The following is an 18698-nucleotide window of genomic DNA, read 5'->3' on the forward strand; positions in this document are numbered from 1 at the left end:
CCTTCTTCTTGAGCTTCGAGCTTAACGGCCCGCGCCCCGTTCGATTTTTGAATATTTAAGGTTCAAAAATCGCCCAGGACGCTACCAACTGGGGAAATTTCAAACGCCCCTTTTGGGGAGATTACATCCGGCACTTACACCTCGCTAGGCGCCTCCCCAACGGACGCTGCGCCGAGAGCCGGGCGCTCGCCGCGGTTCATCGCTTCAAGATGGGTCGAAAGACCGGTGGGACCGGCCTCGCGCAACAGCGATTGCACCTCTTTGATCGACAGCCCGTGGTCATGCAGCAACCCTTTGATGCTGCCGAGCAAATCGACATCGGCCGGACGATAATAGCGTCGCCCGCCTGCACGTTTCACCGGTTTGATTTGGTTGAACTTACTTTCCCAGAACCGCAGAACATGCGCCTGGATCCCCAACCATTCCGCAACTTCACTAATCGTGCGAAAGGCATCCGGTGATTTTGACATTTGAAAATTTGTCCTGTGGTATCAGACCGTTACTTTCGGTTGCCGCCAGCAACCCGGTCTTTCATCAAATGAGACGGGCGGAAGGTCAACACCCGGCGGGGCTGAATGGGCACCTCTTCGCCGGTCTTGGGATTGCGGCCAACGCGGGCAGATTTGTCGCGCACGCTGAAGGTGCCGAAGGACGAAATCTTCACCTGTTCGCCTTTTACCAGCGCGTCAGACATATGCTGCAACATGCTTTCGACCAGCTGTGCGCTTTCGTTTCGCGACAGTCCGACTTCGCGGAATACAGCTTCACTCAGGTCCATTCGTGTAAGTGTTTTTTCGCCCATGACTATCCCCATTGTTTCATAAAGCATATGGCGCGGGGAATTTAGCTGTCAATATCAATGAATTGCATCACCGGGCGTGCTCCGTTAATCGGCCGCCAAAAGTGACCTTTATGGCAGCATCCTTCGCGGGTTTTGGCCGAACCACCTGTTTGGAGCACGATCTGGCCCAAAACTGTGGCGGTGTGAGGCTGAGCGTTGAGCGCAGGTTGCCACCTGTCTGATACCAGCCAGAAACCGCGCGAACAGGAGGCGAAGGACCAGAGCAGGAGCCGCCGCGAGACCCTTCGCAATGTCGCAGCTACCCTGTTACCAGCGCAGCACCACGGATCCCCAGGCGAGACCGCCGCCAATGGCCTCCGTCACGATCAGATCGCCAGGTTTGATCTGACCACGGGATTTGCCAACCGACAGGGCCAGCGGGATGGAGGCCGCGGAGGTGTTGCCGTGATCCTGAACGGTGACTACAACTTTCTCCATGGGCAGACCCATCTTTTTGGCAGTGCCCTGGATGATGCGGATATTGGCCTGATGCGGCACGATCCAATCCACGTCATCCGCGCTCAGCTCTGCGCGCTCAAGCGAGGTATGCGCTGTGGAGGCCAGTTTTTCCACCGCATGGCGGAACACCTGATTGCCCTGCATCCGCAGATGCCCGGTGTTCTGCGTGGACACGCCGCCATCCACATAAAGCAGATCCTTGTAGCGGCCGTCGGAATTGAGATCGGTTGCCAGAATACCGCGGTCGTCGCTTTGGCCGGTGCCATCCTGGGCCTCCAGAACCAGCGCGCCGGCACCATCGCCAAACAACACGCAGGTGGAACGATCGGTCCAATCCATGATCTTGCTGAAGGTCTCGGCCCCGATCACCAACACCCGGTTCGCCTGACCAGAGGCCACCAGCGCGTTTGCATTGCTCAGCGCATAAACAAAACCGGCGCACACCGCCTGCACGTCAAAGGCAAAACCGCGGGTCATGCCCAGCTGCGCCTGCACCATGGTGGCAGCAGAGGGGAACGTCAGGTCCGCGGTGGAGGTGGCAACCACGATGGCGTCGATGTCATCTGCGCTCAGCCCCGCATCGGCCAGAGCGTTCTGCGCTGCTTTGGTCGCCATGTTGGAGGTGGTTTCGCCTTCGGCCGCGAAATGGCGCCGCTCAATACCGGATCGGCTGCGAATCCATTCATCGGTGGTGTCCAGCGTCGCTTCAAACTCTGCGTTTTCGACAATGCGCTCCGGGAGATAATGCCCGATTCCTGCAATAACTGCGCGTCGCGTCATGTTTGCTGCTGCCTCTATGCGTCGTTGGTCACCGGCGTCCGGTTACTCTGCCGGATCGGCAGAACGCGAAGCGGACGCAGCGTTATCTTGGGTAAGCGCCGCAGAGGATGCAACCCGCGCCGCCAGTTTTTCTGCAAAGCCTTGCTGCGCAAGACGGAATGCCAGTTTCACCGCAGCGGACACACCGGTTGCATCGGCCCCGCCGTGGGATTTGATGACGGTGCCATTCAGGCCCAGGAACACCCCACCGTTGACCCGCCGTGGATCCAGCCGCTTGGACAGGCGCCGCAGGGATGTCATCGCCAACAAAGCGGCCATTTTGGACAGGATCGAATAGGAGAACGCATCCCGCATCGCGGTGCGCATCAGGCTTGCGGTGCCTTCGCCGGTTTTGATGGCGACATTGCCGGTGAACCCGTCGGTCACAATCACATCGACCACATTGCCGGGGATGTCGCCGCCTTCGACAAAACCCACAAATTCGAACTGGGCGTCGTCAGCATAGCTGGCGATCAGGCTGTGCGCCTCTTTCAGTTCGGCGTGGCCTTTGTGCTCTTCGGTGCCCACATTCAGCAGACCCACCCGGGGGCGGGTGATGTCCATCGAGTTGCGCACATAAGACGTGCCCATCAGCGCATACTGCAGAAGATCCTGCGCGTCGGCGCGCACATCCGCCCCCACATCCAGCATCACGTTGAACCCTTGGGGGTTCAGCGACGGCCAGAGGATGGCGATGGCCGGGCGATTCACACCCGGTAGCTTGCGCAACCGCAGCATCGACAGCGCCATCAGGGCGCCGGTGTTGCCACAGGATACTGCACCGGCAGCTTCACCCTGTTTGACGGAATCAAGCGCCGACCACATGGACGTGCCTTTGCCATTGCGCATGACCTGGCTGGGCTTGTCCTCCATGGTCACCACATCCGGGGCATCGCGAAAGGCAACGCGCCCGTCAAGAATGCGCTTCTTGGCGACCAGGGGTTTCAGCTCGGCTTCGGGGCCATGCAGGATAAAGCCGATGTCCGGGTTCTTATCCGCAGACATAGCAATACCGGCCACCACAACCGCGGGGCCGGCATCTCCGCCCATGGCGTCAACCGAAATGATTATGCGGCTGGCATCTTTATCACTGTGATCGGGTTTACCCGCCATAAAAATGCCTGCCTGCCATAAATCTGCTTCGGACGCAGCTTAGGCCGCGTCTTCGTCCATGTCGATCTCGTTTGCAGCTGCGACGATTTCTTTATCGTCGTAGTGGCCGCAAGACGGGCAGACGTGGTGAGGACGACGCAGTTCACCGCAGTTGGAGCATTCGTTCGGGTTTGCAGCAACCAGTGCATCGTGCGCGCGGCGGTTGTTGCGACGCGACTTGGATACTTTGTTCTGTTGGACAGCCATGTCTCAACCTTTGTAACTTGGGGCCTTGGGGCTGTCCCCGCGGCGCGTTTCACTTTGTGTTTCGATCGGTCTGCCGAGCGTTTAGGCCCAGGCTGCGCCGATGTCCAACCAAAATTCCGATGAGCGCGCGAAAATACTGTGAATTGTCGCTGGCGCAAGCGGTTTTTTGTCCGAACCGGCCCTCAAGCCCGTGTCTGGCCCATTACAGCTCCTATAGAGACCTGTGACAGACCCTGGATTGCCCCGCGATCTGCCAGCAGCTGGCCTCTCGCGATGGGTCCGGGCGGTGCGGACGGAATCGACTTCCTGCTGTATTCTCAGTCTTCTGCAGCGCCGTCAAGCTGGTCGCGCAGGGCCGCGAGCCCGGCAAAGGGGCGGGTGTCTTCGTCCCGCATGGGCGTGACACCGGCTTCGGCGTGAACCGATTCCCCCAGAACAGCGCCGTCTTTGCGCGGGTATTGCGGCAGATAGAGCGCGAGGGCTTCGGCCATCACCTCAGCCACATCAATATGACTGCCGAGCGGTTCGCTGCTGTCGTCCTCGGGCATCTCGACCTCTTCCTCAGAGGTGTCAAACGCCAACCCGGCGATGAACTGGAGGCGGACCGGCTGATCGATGCGTGTGGTCACCGGATCCAGCGTGACAACGCAGGGCTGCACCACTGTGGCGCCGATTTCAGCGACCAGTTCCCAGTCTTTTTTGCCCATGGCGCGCAGCTCGCCTGCAAACCGCAGTTTGCGCAATTCGCTCAGGCCCATGGCCTCTGCCAATGCGGCCCGCTCGGAAGAATCGGGGCGCAAATCAAAACGGGTGGCGCGATTCTGCGGCAGATCTGCGACGCGAAATGCGGTGGTCTCGGACATTTGTTGAACTTTCGTTTCTTGAACCGGAGGCCGGGTTTAGGTAATCCGGTTCCAAGGCGTATTCAAGCCGGGGGGCAAGAGAGTAGCATGGTACCAAAACACGCATCGTCGCTGAAAACAGCGGCACGGATCCTGGTTGTTGGTCTGGCAGGGCTTGCTGCAACCGCCTGCGCCCCGATTTATTCCAAACACGGCTACGTCCCAACAGAGGAAATGCTGGCCGAAGTGGTTGTTGGCGTCGACACCAAAGACAGCGTTGCCGAAACCATTGGGGTGCCAGCCGCTGAGGGCGTGTTGACCGATGGTGGTTACTACTACGTCTCAACCCTGATGCGCCGCCGTGGGGCCTCTGCGACCAAGCCGGTTTCGCGTGAGTTGGTGGCCGTCAGCTTTGATCAGCGCGGCGTTGTGAGCGGGATCGAACGTTATGGCCTGGAACAGGGGCGGGTGATTCCCCTGCAACGGCGCGTCACCAGCTCCAACGTGCAGGACAAAACCTTCCTGCGGCAGCTGCTGGGCAGCCTCGGCAACTTTGGCCCCGGTGGTTTGATCGAGTAACTGTGGTCTAATCGAGTAACTGTGGTCTTGGCCGTTCTGCGCGCCGGACCTCTGGCTGTAATGATCAACCTCTGTCGTTAAACGCTGCCCCGCAGGATCGGGGCAAGATCGCGGTACAGATGCGCATGATCGCCGCTGTGGTTGTCCATCCCCGGTTTGGTCAATGTTCCACTGTTGGGCCTGATGTAGCTGTCGATGCGGCGCACGGGGGCCTCTGACCAGGTCAGGTTGAATGCCGCGTTCTTTGGGAAGAAGAACATCTTGCTGTAGGGCAGGTGATCATGGATCCACCAGGCCAGCGCGGTCCAGCTGACACCGCGCTCATAAAGCGGGACAAAGGTAGGCACCACCAGACAGACCGTAGCCCCCATGTGACCGGCAGCATCGCGTTCGTCCCAGATGTGGCAGCCATAGGTGCGTTCGTTCGCAGAACAGCTGTAGCCGGATTTGCCCGCTCGCTGTTGGGCATTGCCAAAGGCGTTGACCGTTTTCGACCGATAGGCCGAGCGGATGGCCAACCGGCCAAATTGATCTTGCAGCGGCTCCAGCAATTCGGTGCAGATCTTGCGACCAGCGGCGATGGCCAGATCGGGATTTTCGGGCCAGTTTTCCAAACCGTGGAAATGCGCGATCTCACTATAGAGAAAATCCCGCATGAAAAAGCTGCGCGACAGTTGTACGCGGCCCAGATCGTCCAGCGCGGCAACGGATTTTGGCGGATGTTTGGGTCTTGATGACGACATGTCCGAACCTGTCCTTTATGCGGTCGATTGCGTGGGGCCGCCTTTCGGGTGTTGCCTGTGTGGGTGGCTTTGATGGTGGCGGGCCGCTGCGGAATTGACGCTGGCCTTTTAACGGCGCAGCGCCTAGCAAGGGTGGCGCAGCCCGCAGTCGATGACAAGCGGCCATCGGCTCAGGTGCCAACACCAGAAACGGGGTCCGTGCACGTGGCACGCCGGATCTGTGCAATCATCCTATGGGTGGTCAGACGGGTCTCAAAGCTGGCAACAGCTTAAGTAGCAGGGCAGATGAACGGGGCAATTGAATGGGGCAGGTGACAGGAATGACATTGACCACAGCCAGCCCTGCAGAAGCCGCCAGCGGGTCCCTTGTGTTTGATCCCACAGCCCTGGCACAGGGCAGATACAGATTGCGGCTGGTTGCGGGAACGGACCCGGCGGTTGCGGTGGCGCAACAGCTGCGCGCCACGTGTTTTGGACTGCCAGAGGCCGATAAGGACCAGTTTGACGCCGCCGCACAGCATTTGCTCGTGGAAACCACAGATGAAGGCGAATTGGTGGCCTGTTGCAGGCTCTGTCTCTTGACGGCGGCTGAAGCGGGGAACGCAGCGGCAACTGCAGGGGCCGATCTGTCGGGCAGCTATACCGCCAGTCGATACGATCTCTCCGCGCTCACGGCGCAGAACCTGCCGATGCTGGAGCTGGGCCGTTTTTGCATCCACCCTGAACGGCCGGATGCGGATATTCTGCGGCTGATCTGGGGCGCGCTGGCGCAGATGGTGGACCACGCCCAGGTGCGCATGCTGATCGGTTGCACCTCCTTTGTAGGTTGTGATCCAGCGCCTTATCTGCAGGCGCTGACCCAGCTGTATCACCACCATCAGCCGCCCAATGGATGGTCGATCACTGCGCAGGTGGAGCCGCATCTGCCGCTGGCGGATCTGGCACTGCCGACCTGTGATCTGCGTCAGGCCCAGCGACAGATGCCTGCGTTGCTGCGCAGCTATCTGGCTATGGGGGGCTGGGTTGGCGATCATCTGGTGGTGGATCATGCGCTGGACACGCTGCATGTGTTTACTGCCGTGGATATCGCCGCCATTCCGCCTGCGCGCAAACGCTGGCTGCGGGCTGTGTCTGATACCCGGTCCTGACTGACCCATCTGTCTGGGACATCTTTCTGGCACATCCTTCTGACAATCGCTTGGCCGCGGCGCGGGACACCAGGCGCCGCGGATGATCTCTGACATCGGTGCCAACGGTGCCCATCTGAACTGCGCGCCGCTCGGGATATGCGGGGCGGACTGTGCCATTCTTGACGCGCTCGCCCTGCCGGTTTAGCTGGCTGTCATGGCACGTATTCCTCTCTTACAGATGTCCGGCATCTCCCTTACCTTTGGGGGCGATCCGGTGTTCGCGGATCTTGATCTTGTGGTGCAGCCCGGCGACCGGGTCGCTTTGGTTGGGCGCAACGGGTCTGGCAAATCCACCTTGATGAAGGTGATGGCCGGTTTGGTGGAGGCCGATCAGGGCAGTCTGGTGATTCCGCCAGGCAAATCCGTCGGCTACATGGAGCAGGATCCCAAGATGGAGGGGTTTGCCACGCTTGGTGATTTTGCGGCCAGCGGGCTGGAGCCGGGCGAACTCTACAAGGTGGAACGCGCAGGCGAGGGGCTGAAATTTGATCCCGCCCGTCCCGTGGCCACCGCATCCGGTGGCGAGCGGCGGCGCGCGGCACTTGCCAAACTGATGGCCGAAGCGCCGGATCTGATGCTGCTGGATGAGCCGACCAACCACCTGGATATCGAGGCGATCACCTGGCTCGAAGATGAGCTGAAATCGACCCGCGCCGCCTTTGTGCTGATTTCGCACGACCGGGCGTTTCTGCGCGCTCTGACACGGGCCACGCTTTGGGTGGATCGGGGGCAGGTGCGTCGCCAGGACAAAGGGTTTGAGGATTTCGAGAGCTGGCGCGACAAGATCTGGGAGGAAGAAGACCAGCAGCGCCACAAGCTGAACCGCCTGATCAAATCCGAAAGCCGCTGGGCGGTCGAGGGCATTTCCGCCCGGCGCAAACGCAACATGGGCCGGGTGCGTGCGCTGCAGGATCTGAAGGCCGAACGCGCCAACCAGATCAAACGGCAGGGCACCGCGGAACTGGCCTTGGAGTCCGGTCCAAAATCGGGTCGCAAGGTGATCGAGGCGGAGGGGCTGACCAAATCCTTTGGTGACAAAACTCTGGTGCGCGATTTCTCGATCAAGGTGCAGCGCGGCGACCGGGTGGCTTTTGTCGGGCCAAACGGGGCTGGGAAGACCACATTGCTCAAAATGCTGCTGGATCTGGAACCGGCGGACGCGGGGACTGTGCGGCTGGGCACCAATCTCGATCTGGCGCTGTTTGACCAGACCCGCGATCAGCTCGATGGGGATGCGAGCCTGTGGGAAAACCTGACCTCGGATCCGTTGCTGGGGATTTCCGGCAAGGCCGATCAGGTCATGGTGCGCGGCCAGCCCAAACATGTGGTTGGCTATCTCAAGGAGTTTCTGTTTGACGAGGCGCAGGCACGGGCCCCGGTTCGGTCCCTGTCCGGCGGTGAAAAGGCACGTCTGCTGCTGGCACGTCTGATGGCGCGTTCGTCGAACTTGCTGGTGCTCGACGAGCCGACCAACGATCTGGATGTCGAAACGCTCGACCTGCTGCAGGAGCTGCTGGACAGCTATGATGGCACCGTTCTGTTGGTGAGCCACGACCGGGATTTTCTGGATCGCGTCGCGACCACCACGATCGCTATGGACGGGCGGGGCAATGTGACGGCCTATGCCGGTGGGTGGACCGATTACCTGTCGCAACGCGGCCCGGTGGCGGGCGCTGTTGAGAAGGCGGAAAAGGTGAAATCCGCCAAACCGAAACCCAAGCAGGAACAGACCCCGAAAGAGGGGCTCAGCTTCAAGGAAAAGCACCGGCTGGAGGCTTTGCCCGGGGAGATGGCGCGGCTGGAAGCGGAGATCGCAAAGCTGCAAGAGTTGATGGCAGATCCTGATCTGTTCACTCGCGAGCCTGTGAAGTTCAAGAAGGCCACAGAGGCGCTGGTGGAACGGCAGGAGAAGCTGGCGGCGGCCGAAGATGAATGGCTGGAGCTGGAAGAAAAAGCCGCTGGGTGAGCCGTCGTGGCGGTGCAGCTGACGCTGGGATCCGCTCGTTTATGCGGCCTGGAGCGGTGGCAGAAACAGCGATGAGACTGGCGGCTGGGGCGGGGTATTGAGGCGATTTCTAACGCCTGATTTAGGACAGCCTGACTGACCGAATGTTTCGCACGCGAAACATTTGGTCAAAGAACCTGCCGTAAATATCTGATAAATAACGAAACCCTGCCGCAACATATTGCGGGGCGGTTAACGCGGCGCACGCAACAGGGCGCCAGGATATCTTGTGGCGCGGGGCCGCGTTCTACCGGATTTTGTAGCGCAGCCTGCGCCATTTGGGGGCGGGGCAGAAAGGGTTAACATTCTGCCCGGCTCCGCGCGTTGTGTTTGGCTGCGCGTAAAGGTCAGCGCATCCGCAGCGCGCCATCAAGGCGGATCACTTCGCCGTTGAGGTATCCCATTTCAACGATGAAGCCCGCCAGTCGGCCGTATTCCGCCGGGTCGCCCAGACGTGCGGGGTTGGGCACATCTGCGGCCAGTTGCTGCTGCACCTCTTCCGGCAGGCCCGCGAGCATCGGTGTCATGAAGATCCCCGGTGCGATGGTCATCACCCGCACGCCGGAGGACGCCAGATCGCGCGCCATCGGCAGGCACATGCCAACCACGCCCCCCTTTGAGGCGGCATAAGCGGCCTGGCCTTTTTGGCCGTCGAAGGCGGCGATGGAGGCCGTGTTGATGATAACGCCGCGACCGCCATCCTCGGCGGCGTCGCATTTGGCGATCTCAACCGCGGCCAAGCGGGCCACATTGAAGGTGCCAACCAGGTTGATGTCGATGGTGCGCTGATAGGCATCCAGCGGATGGGCGCCGTCGCGGTCCACGGTTTTGATGCCAAGGGCGATGCCCGCGCAGTTCACACAGGCGTTGATCTTGCCCATCTGCTGGCTGGCATGGGTCATAGCTGCGGCCACGGAGGCTTCATCGGTGACGTCGGTTTCAGCGAAATGGCCGCCGATCTCGGCAGCGACCGCCTGGCCGCGTTCCACATCGCGGTCCAGCAGGGTGACCTGCGCGCCGTTGGCGGCAAAATGACGGGCCGTGGCCTCGCCCAGACCCGAAGCCCCGCCGGTGATGACGGCGGCGGTTTGCGACAATTGCATGAGACTGTCCCCTCCCAAGGATCGATGTTCGTGAACATCGGTAAATGAACATGTGTTCAGATAACCATGCCGACAGCGGACTGTCCAGCGTGATCCTTGGGCCCGGCCTGCAGAGATGCCTGTGTCGCGGGAGGCGTGGAAGGGAGGAAGGCGCGCCACAATGGGCGGCGCGCCTTAGCTGTAGCTGGATAGACCGCCGCTCATCAGCTTTTTGTCCAGCGCCGCAATCGGGCGCAGCAGGCGACCCATCGGGCCCCAATAGGCCCAGGTGCCGCCCAATTGGTGCAGCTGCGCGCCTGTGCCCAGTTTGAAACGAGCCAGACCCGCTGCGTCCTCGGTGTTGATCACGCCGAGATCGAGCCGCGCCACGCCCTGTTTCGCGAGCCAGGTCATCACCTCCCACATCAGGAGATTATGGGCAGACAGGCCCCGGCCGCGCGCGGTGGTATGGGCGATGTGATAAGTGGCGCCGCGACCATGGCGCAACACGACGATACCGGCGACGACCTCTTTGCCCTCATGGGCCTCGAAAATCTTGGCCTGGCTTTTGTTTTCGCGCGCGTAGGCCAGCGTCAGCTCGACCGGCCAGCCGGTATAACGGCGGGCGCTTTGCTGGGCGGCATCGGCGGCAAAAATCCAATGTGCAGGGTTTTGCGGCAGCGACTGGCGGGTGATACGCAGCCCCTGACGTTCGGCGTGGACCAGCCGGTTGCGCCATTTCTGATGCAGCCGGGCGCGGCGCTGATCGGGGTCACCGGTCAGATCGAGCAGGCCGATATGGGCGGGGCTGACCAGGGGCACGGCACCGTGGCGGGCCAGCGCGGGTGTTGGCTGTTCCGGCGAGAGAATCACCGGCGTGCGGTGCAGGCCCTGTTCGCTCAGCACTTCGATCAGGCGCAGCGGCTTGTCGATGTTGGCACGGGTCACCATGGCGGCGTCAAACCGGCCCAGCAGTTTGCGGCGCAGCACCACGGTGTTTTTCAACTGCTCCAGCACCAGCGGCGCTTGGCCAGTGGCGGTCAGCGCGCGGGCGAATTCTTGCGATTGTTGCAGCGCTAGGATGGTCTCGTCGCGCGGGATCTGGCGGGGCATGACATCAGCAGGCGTAAAATCAAACATGGCGCCATTAACCGCTGGGAAACCTAAATGATGGTTAATGGGATCATGAAAAATGAAAATAAAATTTTGAAGCACTCCGCACCAGGCGCGCGCATGACACGGTCGGCGGCATTCTTGCTGGCTGTCGCGCTCTCGATGCCGGTGGGCATTGTATTGATGTTGGTGGATATTCTGCTGATTTGATGCCCAAGTTGGTGCCCAGTTTGATGCCCGGTTAGCGCCTGGTCAGAGGCCTGTTAACGGCCTGTGTGATCCCAGGGGTCACCGTGCGACTGCGCCAAACTGGTTAAAACAGCCTGGTTAAACAGCCTTATAAAACAACAAAGGGGGCCGCGGTGGCCCCCTTTTTCATCGTCATAGACTGGCGATGTCGATCGCGTGATGACGGATCGGCAGGCGATCAGCACTCCAGCTGGACCAATGCGTGGCGTTTTTTGCCCGCAGACAGTTTGATCGGGGAGGCCAGGGCCGCGGCATCAATCATCAGGCCTGCGTCTGTCAGCGGCTTGTCATCGATCTTGGCGCCATTTTCGTTGATCAGGCGTTTGGCATCCTTGCCGGATTTGGCCAGACCCGATTTGACGATCAGCTGCACAATCGAAATCCCGTCACCGAGATCAGCGGCGGAGAGTGACAGGGTGGGCAGGTCGTCGCCAATGCCGCCTTTTTCGAACACTTCACGGGCGGTGGCCTCTGCGGCCTCGGCTGCGGCGCGACCATGCAGCAGGGCGGTGACCTCATTGGCGAGGATGACCTTGGCGGCATTCACCTCGGACCCCTGCAACGCGCCGAGACGGTTGCATTCATCCACCGGCAGTTCGGTGTAGAGTTTCAGGAACCGGCCCACATCGGCGTCGGTGGTGTTGCGCCAGAACTGCCAGAATTCATAGGTGCTGAGCATATCCGCGTTCAGCCAGACGGCGCCGTTTTGGGATTTGCCCATCTTCTTGCCGTCCGAGGTGGTCAGAAGCGGTGAGGTCAGACCGTAGATTTCGTGGTCCAGCACCCGGCGGGTCAGGTCGATGCCGTTGACGATATTGCCCCATTGATCCGAGCCACCCATCTGCAGGATGCAGCCGTAGCGGCGGTTCAGCTCCAGGAAGTCATAGGCCTGCAGGATCATGTAGTTGAATTCAAGGAACGACAGCGACTGTTCCCGATCCAGCCGGGATTTCACGCTTTCAAACGACAGCATCCGGTTGACCGAAAAATGCCGACCGATGTCGCGCAGGAAGCTGAGGTAGTTTAGATCGTCCAGCCATTCGGCGTTGTTCAGCATCATGGCGCCATTTTCGGCACCGGTGTCATAGTCGATGTAGGCGGCGAAGACTTTTTTGATGCCCGCGATATTGTCGTTGATCTTATCATCGGTCAGCAGCGGGCGTTCGTCCGCGCGGAAGGAGGGATCGCCCACTTTGGTGGTGCCGCCGCCCATCAGGGTGATCGGTTTGTGGCCGGTTTTCTGGAACCAGCGCAGCATCATGATCTGGATCAGCGAGCCGACATGTAGCGAGGTCGCAGTGGCGTCAAAGCCGATGTAGGCGGCCTGGCCGGGGGTCATCAGTGCCTCGTCGAGCCCCTGATAATCGGTGCAGTCGGCCAGATAGCCGCGCTCCATCATGGTTGCGATGAAGTCCGATTTGGGATGATAGGTCATGACGTGCCTCGGGTGACTGAATTGCGCGCTGCTGTATAAAACGCAAATGGCGCGGGGGAAAGCTGTCTGAACGGCTTTGCGGCAGAAAATCCCTGTTGTAGTTTGGGCTTTGCCACGCGCGGAGTGCGTTTGGCGCGACTTCTGACAGGCAAAACAGCGAGCAGACGAACACGATGTCCAGAACACAGAACCGAGCCATTGCAAAATCGGGTGTCGTCCGGGCCCTGGGCACCATGAGCGGCACCTCGCTGGATGGGGTGGATGCGGCGGTGGTGGAGACCGATGGCGTGGTGATTGCGGGCTTCGGGCCCAGCCGCTATCGCGCCTATGAACCGGTGGATCGGGCCTTGCTTGCCTCGGCGCTGGGGCAGTGGGATGGCCCGCAGGTGGCGGCGGCAGGCGAAACGGTCACGCGGGTGCATCAGTATCTGTTGGCCCCCTTTCTGGAGGCGCTGCGCGCGGCAGACGGCGACCCCGAGACGCAGGAAGATGCGGGCAAGGCGGTAGAGGTGATCGGCTTTCACGGCCAGACATTGGCCCATGCACCCAGACAACAGGGCACGCTGCAGGTCGGAGATGGCGCGGCGCTGGCGCAGGCGCTGGGCACGCCTGTGGTCTGGGATTTTCGCAGCGATGATGTGCGTCTTGGCGGCGAGGGCGCGCCACTGGCGCCGTTTTTCCACTTTGCCTGCGCCAAATATCTGAAGCGGGACAAGCCGTTGTGTTTTCTGAACCTCGGAGGGGTCGGCAACATCACCTATGTCGATCCACGGTTTGATGCGCCCGAAGAGCCCGGCGCGTTGCTTGCGTTTGACACCGGGCCTGCCAATGCGCCGATCAACGATCTGGTGCAGGCGCGCTGTGGTCAGGCGATGGATGAAGGCGGGCGGATCGCGCTGGGCGGTGAGGTTGAAACCGGCGCGTTGGAGCTGTTTCTGGCGGAGCCTTATTTTGCGCGGATGCCGCCCAAGTCGCTGGATCGCAACGATTTTGCGGAGATGATCAATCTCGTCAGCGAGCTGAGCGACCGGGATGCGACGGCGACCCTGACCGCGATGTGCGCGGCAGCTGTGGCGCAAGGAATGGATCATTGCCCCGAGCCGCTGGAGGTGGTGCTGGTCACCGGTGGCGGACGGCACAATCCGGTGTTGATGGAAATGCTGCGCGTGTCGCTTGATTGCCCGGTGGCGCCAATCGAAAGCGTCGGGCTGGACGGAGACATGCTGGAGGCGCAGGCCTTTGCCCATCTGGCGGTGCGGGTGGCGCGGGGATTGCCGACCTCCTGTCCCGGCACCACCGGCGTCAGCGCTTGTGTCGGTGGCGGCGTGGTCAGCGTACCGGGACAGGAAGGCTGAGCGCGCCTGAGCGGAACGCTCTGTGACGAGATGCGGGTTCAGCCGCGGGGGATATCAAATCCCGGCGCGGCCAGTTCAAAGCCCTCGAACATGAACCCCGGCGAGACCGTGCAACTGACCAGCGTGTACTCCCCGGTGGTGCGGGCGGCCTGCCAGTGGCCTTCGGGAACGATCAGCGGCGGCGCGCCCTCGGCCAGATCGGGGCTGAGCAGATGGTCCTGTGCGGGGCCTTCGTCGCTGGCGGAGAGGGACAGCACCAGCGGCGCGCCTGCGTGATAGAGCCAGATCTCGGTGGCATCGACCCGGTGCCAATGGCTGCTTTCGCCGGCTTTCAGTAGGAAATAGATGCAGGTGCCGCTGGCGCGGCCATTGTGGCTGTCGGCGTTCTCGGCAATCCAGGTCTGGCGGTAATAGCCGCCTTCGGGGTGCGGTTGGAGGTCCAGCTTGGCGATGATCTCATCTGCGGTCATGTCTGTGCTCCGTTTGTTTTGTTGGTTATGCGCATCTGCGGCTCTGGCAATTTGGCGTTTGCCGCATATGTTTGGGCCATGACATTGCACATCCCCTTTGACAATACATATGCCGCGCTGCCGCCGGTGTTCTACACGAAACAGGCCCCCGTTCCGGTCAAGGCACCTGAGTTGCTGGCCTATAACGCAGCCCTTGGGGCAGAGCTGGGCATTGTGCCGGGCGAGGCGTCGGGTGAGGCGGCAGATCAGGCGGAGCAGGCCGAACTGGCCGAGATTTTTGCGGGCAATCATGTACCGGAGGGCAGTGATCCCCTGGCGCAGCTCTATGCAGGCCATCAATTTGGCAACTACAACCCGCAGCTGGGGGATGGGCGTGCGATTCTGTTGGGCGAGGTTGTTGGTACGGGCGGGCAGCGGCGTGACATCCAGTTGAAAGGCTCGGGGCGCACGCCTTATTCCCGTGGCGGGGACGGGCGGGCCTGGCTTGGCCCGGTTCTGCGGGAATATGTGGTCAGCGAAGCGATGCACAGCCTTGGCATTTCCACCACCCGCGCATTGGCGGCGGTGGCCACCGGCGAACTGGTCTGGCGGGAGCAAGGCGGCTTGCCCGGTGCGGTTCTGACGCGGGTGGCCAGCAGCCATCTGCGCGTCGGGACATTCCAGATCTTTGCCGCACGGGGCGAGCAGGCGGCGCTGCGCCAACTGACAGAGTATGCGATCCAGCGCCACTACCCCGAGGCAGATGGGCCGATGGGGTTGCTGCGCGCAGTGCGGGACCGCCAGTCAGAGCTGATTGCAGCCTGGATGTCGGTGGGGTTCATCCATGGGGTGATGAACACGGACAATTCGTCCATCTCGGGCGAGACGATTGATTACGGGCCATGCGCCTTCATGGATGTCTATCATCCCAGCACCGTGTTCAGTTCGATTGACCGGATGGGGCGCTATGCCTATTCCAACCAGCCCGATATCGGCGTGTGGAACCTGGCGCAGCTGGCCACCGCGCTGATCCAAGGGAGCGAAGATCCGCAAGCGATGGTGGAGGAGGCGACCGAGATCGTCCACGCCATGCCCGCCCTGACAGAGGCCGCCTGGTTGCGCCGGTTCGGGGCCAAGATCGGCATTGCCGAGGCAACGCGCGAGGATATGCCGCTGATCACCGATCTGATGCAGCGCATGGCAGCGGGGCAGGCAGATTTCACCAATACATTCCGGGCTTTGGTTGACGCAGTTGACAGTGATGCCGCATCCGCGCGGGCGCAGTTTCTGGATCCGGAGGCATTTGAGAGCTGGGCCACGGACTGGCGCGCCCGGCTGGAGCGCGAGGCGGACCCGGCGGCGGTGATGGCTGCGGCCAACCCGGTCTACATTCCGCGCAACCACCGGATCGAGGCGATGATCGAAGCGGCGGTGGCGGGCGATATGGCACCGTTCGAGCGGCTGAATGCGGTCCTGTCGGATCCGTTCACGGTGCAGCCTGATGCGGAAGATCTGCGGCGTCCCCCAGCGAAACATGAGGTGGTTGCAGCGACCTTCTGTGGCACCTGAGGCTTATTTGCGATTGATCAAAAGGATCCCGGTGGCAACCAGCGCCAGCGCGCCCCAGATCTGCGGATAGATCACCTCGGCCAGTAGCAGCCAGCCCAGCAGGGCGGCAATCACCGGCGACAGGAAGCTGAAGGAGGCGACGGCGTTGGCGCGGTAGATGCTGATCAGCCAGAGCCACAGAAGATATCCGAGGCTGGCGACTGCGACGGCCTGAAACAACACACCCGCCACATGCAGCGCGCTGGGGTCGCGCAGCAGCGGGCCAAACAGCGGTGAGATCGCCAATAGGACCACCGCTGATGTGGCCAGTTGATAGGCCAACTGATGGAGTGGTGGCACCGTCGCAAGCGGTGTGATGCGGGCGCAAAGCGCGATGCCCGCCCAGGCAAGGGTCGAAAGCAGCGCCAGCGCATCCCCCAGCAGCGATGCGGTGCCCCCGTTGCGGTGCAGCACAGCGAGGATGACGCCAGCCATGGCCAGCACCAGTCCCAGAGTGCGTGCCCGGCTTAGCCGTTCCCCCGGCAGCAGCAGGTGACCGGCAAGGGCCAGCCAGACCGGCATTGAGTTGAAGATGATGGTCACGCGCGAGACCGACGACAGGTCTAGGGCGATGTAGAGGCAGACAAATTCGAGGGTGAACAACAGCCCCGCGACCAGACCCCAGAGATGGACGGATTGGTGCCACGGGGACCGGCCAGCCGGGTGCGCGGCGGTGGAGGGGGCCCCTGTTGGGGCGGGGTTTGTGGCGCCGTTGTTTGCGGCATGAGTTGCGCGGCGGCGCCCTGCGGTCCAGGCCATCCAGGCCAGCAGAACCCCCAGCCCGATCAACGAGCGCAGCCCAGCCTGAAACACCGGGCCAAAGCCACCGTTGGTGACCTTGATGACCACCTGATTGAGACCCATCAGCCCGCTGAAGCCGATCAGCATTGCGGCGCCGAGGCCGTCCATTGCGCGTTTTTCACCCATGGCGCCACAGAAGGCCGCGGCTGGCGGAGTGTCAATGCGCGCGGCCCGGGCTGGTGTGCGATTTAGCCCTGACCGCGCGTCTTTTTATCGGCTCTGCAGGCGCTTGGTCGTATTGCGCACGTGCGGCGCTGTTTGGCCATGCGGCATGGGCTATAAACAGTAAAACCGGAGCAGATGAACTGCTCCGGTCTGATCCCCCAATATGCTGGGGTGCGGTTTTGAATGGTTCAGGTGGCGCTGCGGCGCTGGCCGCCACCGGGTTTGCCCTTGCCACGGCCCTGCCGCTGACCTTGGCCCTGACCTTGGCCCTGACCTTGCCGCTGCCCACCACCATTGCCGCCGCCACGGCTTTGCTGGCCTGCGCCACCGCCACCGCTGCGACGACGGCGATGACCGCCGGGCTTGCCACCACCGGGTTTGCCACCGCCACGTCGATTGGCGGGTGCTGTGGGATCTGGCATGGCCTCCCACGGGCGACCCGACGCCACCGGAATGGTGATCTTCATGGTTTTCTGGATCGCCTTCAGCTCGTCCATTTCATCCGGTGCGCAGAACGCCACGGCCTGGCCGTCCTTACCGGCGCGCGCGGTGCGGCCGATGCGGTGGACATAAGCGTCCGGCACATTGGGCAGCTCGTAGTTGTAGACGAATTTCACGTCCGGAATATCAAGACCACGGGCCGCCACATCGGTGGCCACCAGGATTTTGACCTCACCGGATTTGAAGGCCGCCAATGCCCGCTCGCGCTGGCCTTGGGATTTGTTGCCGTGGATTGCGGCAGCGGAGAACCCGGCGGCGGAGAGGGTCTTCATCAGTTTTTCCATGCCGTGTTTGGTGCGGCCAAAGACCAGCGTGCGCTCGTCTTTGTGCTCTGCCAGCAGCTCTTTCAGCAGCGACAGTTTTTCGGCTTTGGCGATGAAATGGACCGATTGGGTGATCTTGTCGGCGGCCTTGCCCGGAGGGGATACCTCGATCCGGACGGGAGCGTTCAGATAGGAATTCGCGATCTCGTTCATCTGCTTGGGCATGGTGGCCGAAAACAGCATGGTCTGGCGCTCTTGCGGCAGCAGGGATGAGATTTTGCGCAGAGCGTGGATAAAGCCGAGGTCCAGCATCTGGTCGGCCTCGTCCAGCACCAGAAAATCGCAGGAGCCAAGATCCAGCGCGCCGCGGTCCAGAATGTCCAGCAGGCGCCCTGGTGTGGCGATCAGGATGTCGGTGCCGCGCGACAGACGGGAGATCTGCGGGTTGATCGACACGCCGCCAACAACCAGTCCGGTCTTGAGCGGGGTGCCTTCGGTCAGGCCCTTGAGCGTGGCGGCAATCTGGTTGGCCAGTTCGCGGGTTGGTGCCAGCACCAGACCGCGCACGGTCTTGGCGGCGGGTTTGCGGCCATATTGCATCATCTGCGCAATCAGCGGCACGCCAAAGGCAGCGGTCTTGCCGGTGCCGGTCTGGGCCAGGCCCAACACGTCCTGGCCATTCAGCGCATGGGGAATGGCGCGGGCTTGGATCGGTGTAGGGTCTTTGAAGCCCATATCGGAAATACGGGTCAGGAGCTTTTCGGGCAGCCCCATGGTGGAGAATTCAGTCACGTCTCGTCCTTTCGCGGCCGGGCGGATGCCATGGCCGGTGCCGCCCAC

General features: G+C 61.8%; 19 protein-coding genes. 6 read left to right on the forward strand and 13 right to left on the reverse strand.

Features of this window, described 5'->3' with window-relative positions; genetic code table 11:
- Positions 1 to 134: 134 nt before the first annotated feature.
- The 6 genes from Q0C28_RS13820 to Q0C28_RS13845 form a co-directional block, all read right to left on the reverse strand.
- The gene (locus Q0C28_RS13820) at positions 135 to 470 is read right to left on the reverse strand and encodes a MerR family transcriptional regulator (protein ID WP_293576714.1); all 336 of its coding nucleotides are present in this window, start codon (positions 468 to 470) and stop codon (positions 135 to 137) included.
- Between the two features lie 29 nt (positions 471 to 499).
- Positions 500 to 802 (reverse strand): integration host factor subunit alpha, encoded by a 303-nt coding sequence (ihfA, locus tag Q0C28_RS13825; protein WP_293576715.1) that lies wholly within the window; start codon positions 800 to 802, stop codon positions 500 to 502.
- Between the two features lie 306 nt (positions 803 to 1108).
- Positions 1109 to 2080, reverse strand: coding sequence for a beta-ketoacyl-ACP synthase III (locus Q0C28_RS13830; RefSeq protein ID WP_293576716.1), 972 nt, complete (start codon positions 2078 to 2080; stop codon positions 1109 to 1111).
- Between the two features lie 42 nt (positions 2081 to 2122).
- Positions 2123 to 3232 (reverse strand): phosphate acyltransferase PlsX, encoded by a 1110-nt coding sequence (plsX, locus tag Q0C28_RS13835; RefSeq protein WP_293576718.1) that lies wholly within the window; start codon positions 3230 to 3232, stop codon positions 2123 to 2125.
- A gap of 39 nt (positions 3233 to 3271) precedes the next feature.
- A complete protein-coding gene (gene rpmF / locus Q0C28_RS13840; protein WP_008561999.1) occupies positions 3272 to 3478 on the reverse strand; it encodes a 50S ribosomal protein L32 in 207 nt (68 codons plus the stop codon).
- A 317-nt stretch (positions 3479 to 3795) separates the two neighbouring features.
- Positions 3796 to 4341, reverse strand: coding sequence for a DUF177 domain-containing protein (locus Q0C28_RS13845; protein ID WP_293576719.1), 546 nt, complete (start codon positions 4339 to 4341; stop codon positions 3796 to 3798).
- 87 nt (positions 4342 to 4428) lie between these two features.
- Between Q0C28_RS13845 and bamE the strand changes: the two genes are divergently transcribed.
- On the forward strand, positions 4429 to 4899 hold the full coding sequence (gene bamE, locus Q0C28_RS13850; protein WP_293576720.1) for an outer membrane protein assembly factor BamE: 471 nt from the start codon (positions 4429 to 4431) through the stop codon (positions 4897 to 4899).
- Between the two features lie 77 nt (positions 4900 to 4976).
- Here bamE and Q0C28_RS13855 read toward each other — a convergent pair whose 3' ends face one another.
- Positions 4977 to 5642, reverse strand: a complete 666-nt coding sequence (locus Q0C28_RS13855) for a hypothetical protein (RefSeq protein WP_293576721.1) — start codon at positions 5640 to 5642, stop codon at positions 4977 to 4979.
- Between the two features lie 320 nt (positions 5643 to 5962).
- Here Q0C28_RS13855 and Q0C28_RS13860 point away from each other — a divergent pair, with 320 nt between their 5' ends.
- Positions 5963 to 6790, forward strand: coding sequence for a GNAT family N-acetyltransferase (locus Q0C28_RS13860; RefSeq protein ID WP_293576722.1), 828 nt, complete (start codon positions 5963 to 5965; stop codon positions 6788 to 6790).
- A gap of 220 nt (positions 6791 to 7010) precedes the next feature.
- On the forward strand, positions 7011 to 8798 hold the full coding sequence (locus tag Q0C28_RS13865) for an ATP-binding cassette domain-containing protein (RefSeq protein WP_293576758.1): 1788 nt from the start codon (positions 7011 to 7013) through the stop codon (positions 8796 to 8798).
- A 386-nt stretch (positions 8799 to 9184) separates the two neighbouring features.
- On the opposite strand, the gene Q0C28_RS13870 is transcribed toward Q0C28_RS13865, so the two are convergent.
- Both Q0C28_RS13870 and Q0C28_RS13875 read right to left on the reverse strand, forming a co-directional pair.
- A complete protein-coding gene (locus Q0C28_RS13870) occupies positions 9185 to 9940 on the reverse strand; it encodes an SDR family NAD(P)-dependent oxidoreductase (protein ID WP_293576724.1) in 756 nt (251 codons plus the stop codon).
- A 174-nt stretch (positions 9941 to 10114) separates the two neighbouring features.
- Positions 10115 to 11059 carry a GNAT family N-acetyltransferase gene (locus tag Q0C28_RS13875; protein ID WP_293576725.1) on the reverse strand — a complete coding sequence of 315 codons (945 nt, stop codon included), beginning with the start codon at positions 11057 to 11059 and terminating at the stop codon, positions 10115 to 10117.
- A 27-nt stretch (positions 11060 to 11086) separates the two neighbouring features.
- On the opposite strand from Q0C28_RS13875, the gene Q0C28_RS13880 reads away from it, so the two are divergent.
- Positions 11087 to 11242, forward strand: coding sequence for a hypothetical protein (locus Q0C28_RS13880; protein ID WP_293576726.1), 156 nt, complete (start codon positions 11087 to 11089; stop codon positions 11240 to 11242).
- 217 nt (positions 11243 to 11459) lie between these two features.
- Here Q0C28_RS13880 and tyrS read toward each other — a convergent pair whose 3' ends face one another.
- The gene (gene tyrS, locus Q0C28_RS13885; protein ID WP_293576727.1) at positions 11460 to 12716 is read right to left on the reverse strand and encodes a tyrosine--tRNA ligase; all 1257 of its coding nucleotides are present in this window, start codon (positions 12714 to 12716) and stop codon (positions 11460 to 11462) included.
- Positions 12717 to 12889: 173 nt separating this feature from the next.
- Between tyrS and Q0C28_RS13890 the strand changes: the two genes are divergently transcribed.
- Positions 12890 to 14071 (forward strand): anhydro-N-acetylmuramic acid kinase, encoded by a 1182-nt coding sequence (locus tag Q0C28_RS13890; RefSeq protein WP_293576728.1) that lies wholly within the window; start codon positions 12890 to 12892, stop codon positions 14069 to 14071.
- A 38-nt stretch (positions 14072 to 14109) separates the two neighbouring features.
- Here Q0C28_RS13890 and Q0C28_RS13895 read toward each other — a convergent pair whose 3' ends face one another.
- Complete coding sequence (locus Q0C28_RS13895; protein ID WP_293576729.1) at positions 14110 to 14541, reverse strand: cupin domain-containing protein; 432 nt, start codon at positions 14539 to 14541, stop codon at positions 14110 to 14112.
- 78 nt (positions 14542 to 14619) lie between these two features.
- Here Q0C28_RS13895 and Q0C28_RS13900 point away from each other — a divergent pair, with 78 nt between their 5' ends.
- The gene (locus tag Q0C28_RS13900; RefSeq protein WP_293576730.1) at positions 14620 to 16089 is read left to right on the forward strand and encodes a YdiU family protein; all 1470 of its coding nucleotides are present in this window, start codon (positions 14620 to 14622) and stop codon (positions 16087 to 16089) included.
- 3 nt (positions 16090 to 16092) lie between these two features.
- Here Q0C28_RS13900 and Q0C28_RS13905 read toward each other — a convergent pair whose 3' ends face one another.
- Positions 16093 to 17055: a DMT family transporter gene (locus tag Q0C28_RS13905; protein WP_293576731.1), complete on the reverse strand. Its 963-nt coding sequence runs from the start codon at positions 17053 to 17055 to the stop codon at positions 16093 to 16095.
- A gap of 227 nt (positions 17056 to 17282) precedes the next feature.
- Positions 17283 to 18650 (reverse strand): DEAD/DEAH box helicase, encoded by a 1368-nt coding sequence (locus tag Q0C28_RS13910; protein ID WP_293576733.1) that lies wholly within the window; start codon positions 18648 to 18650, stop codon positions 17283 to 17285.
- Between the last annotated feature and the right edge of the window lie 48 nt (positions 18651 to 18698).

This window comes from Phaeobacter sp., assembly GCF_022825805.1.
Classification (GTDB): Bacteria; Pseudomonadota; Alphaproteobacteria; order Rhodobacterales; family Rhodobacteraceae; genus Phaeobacter.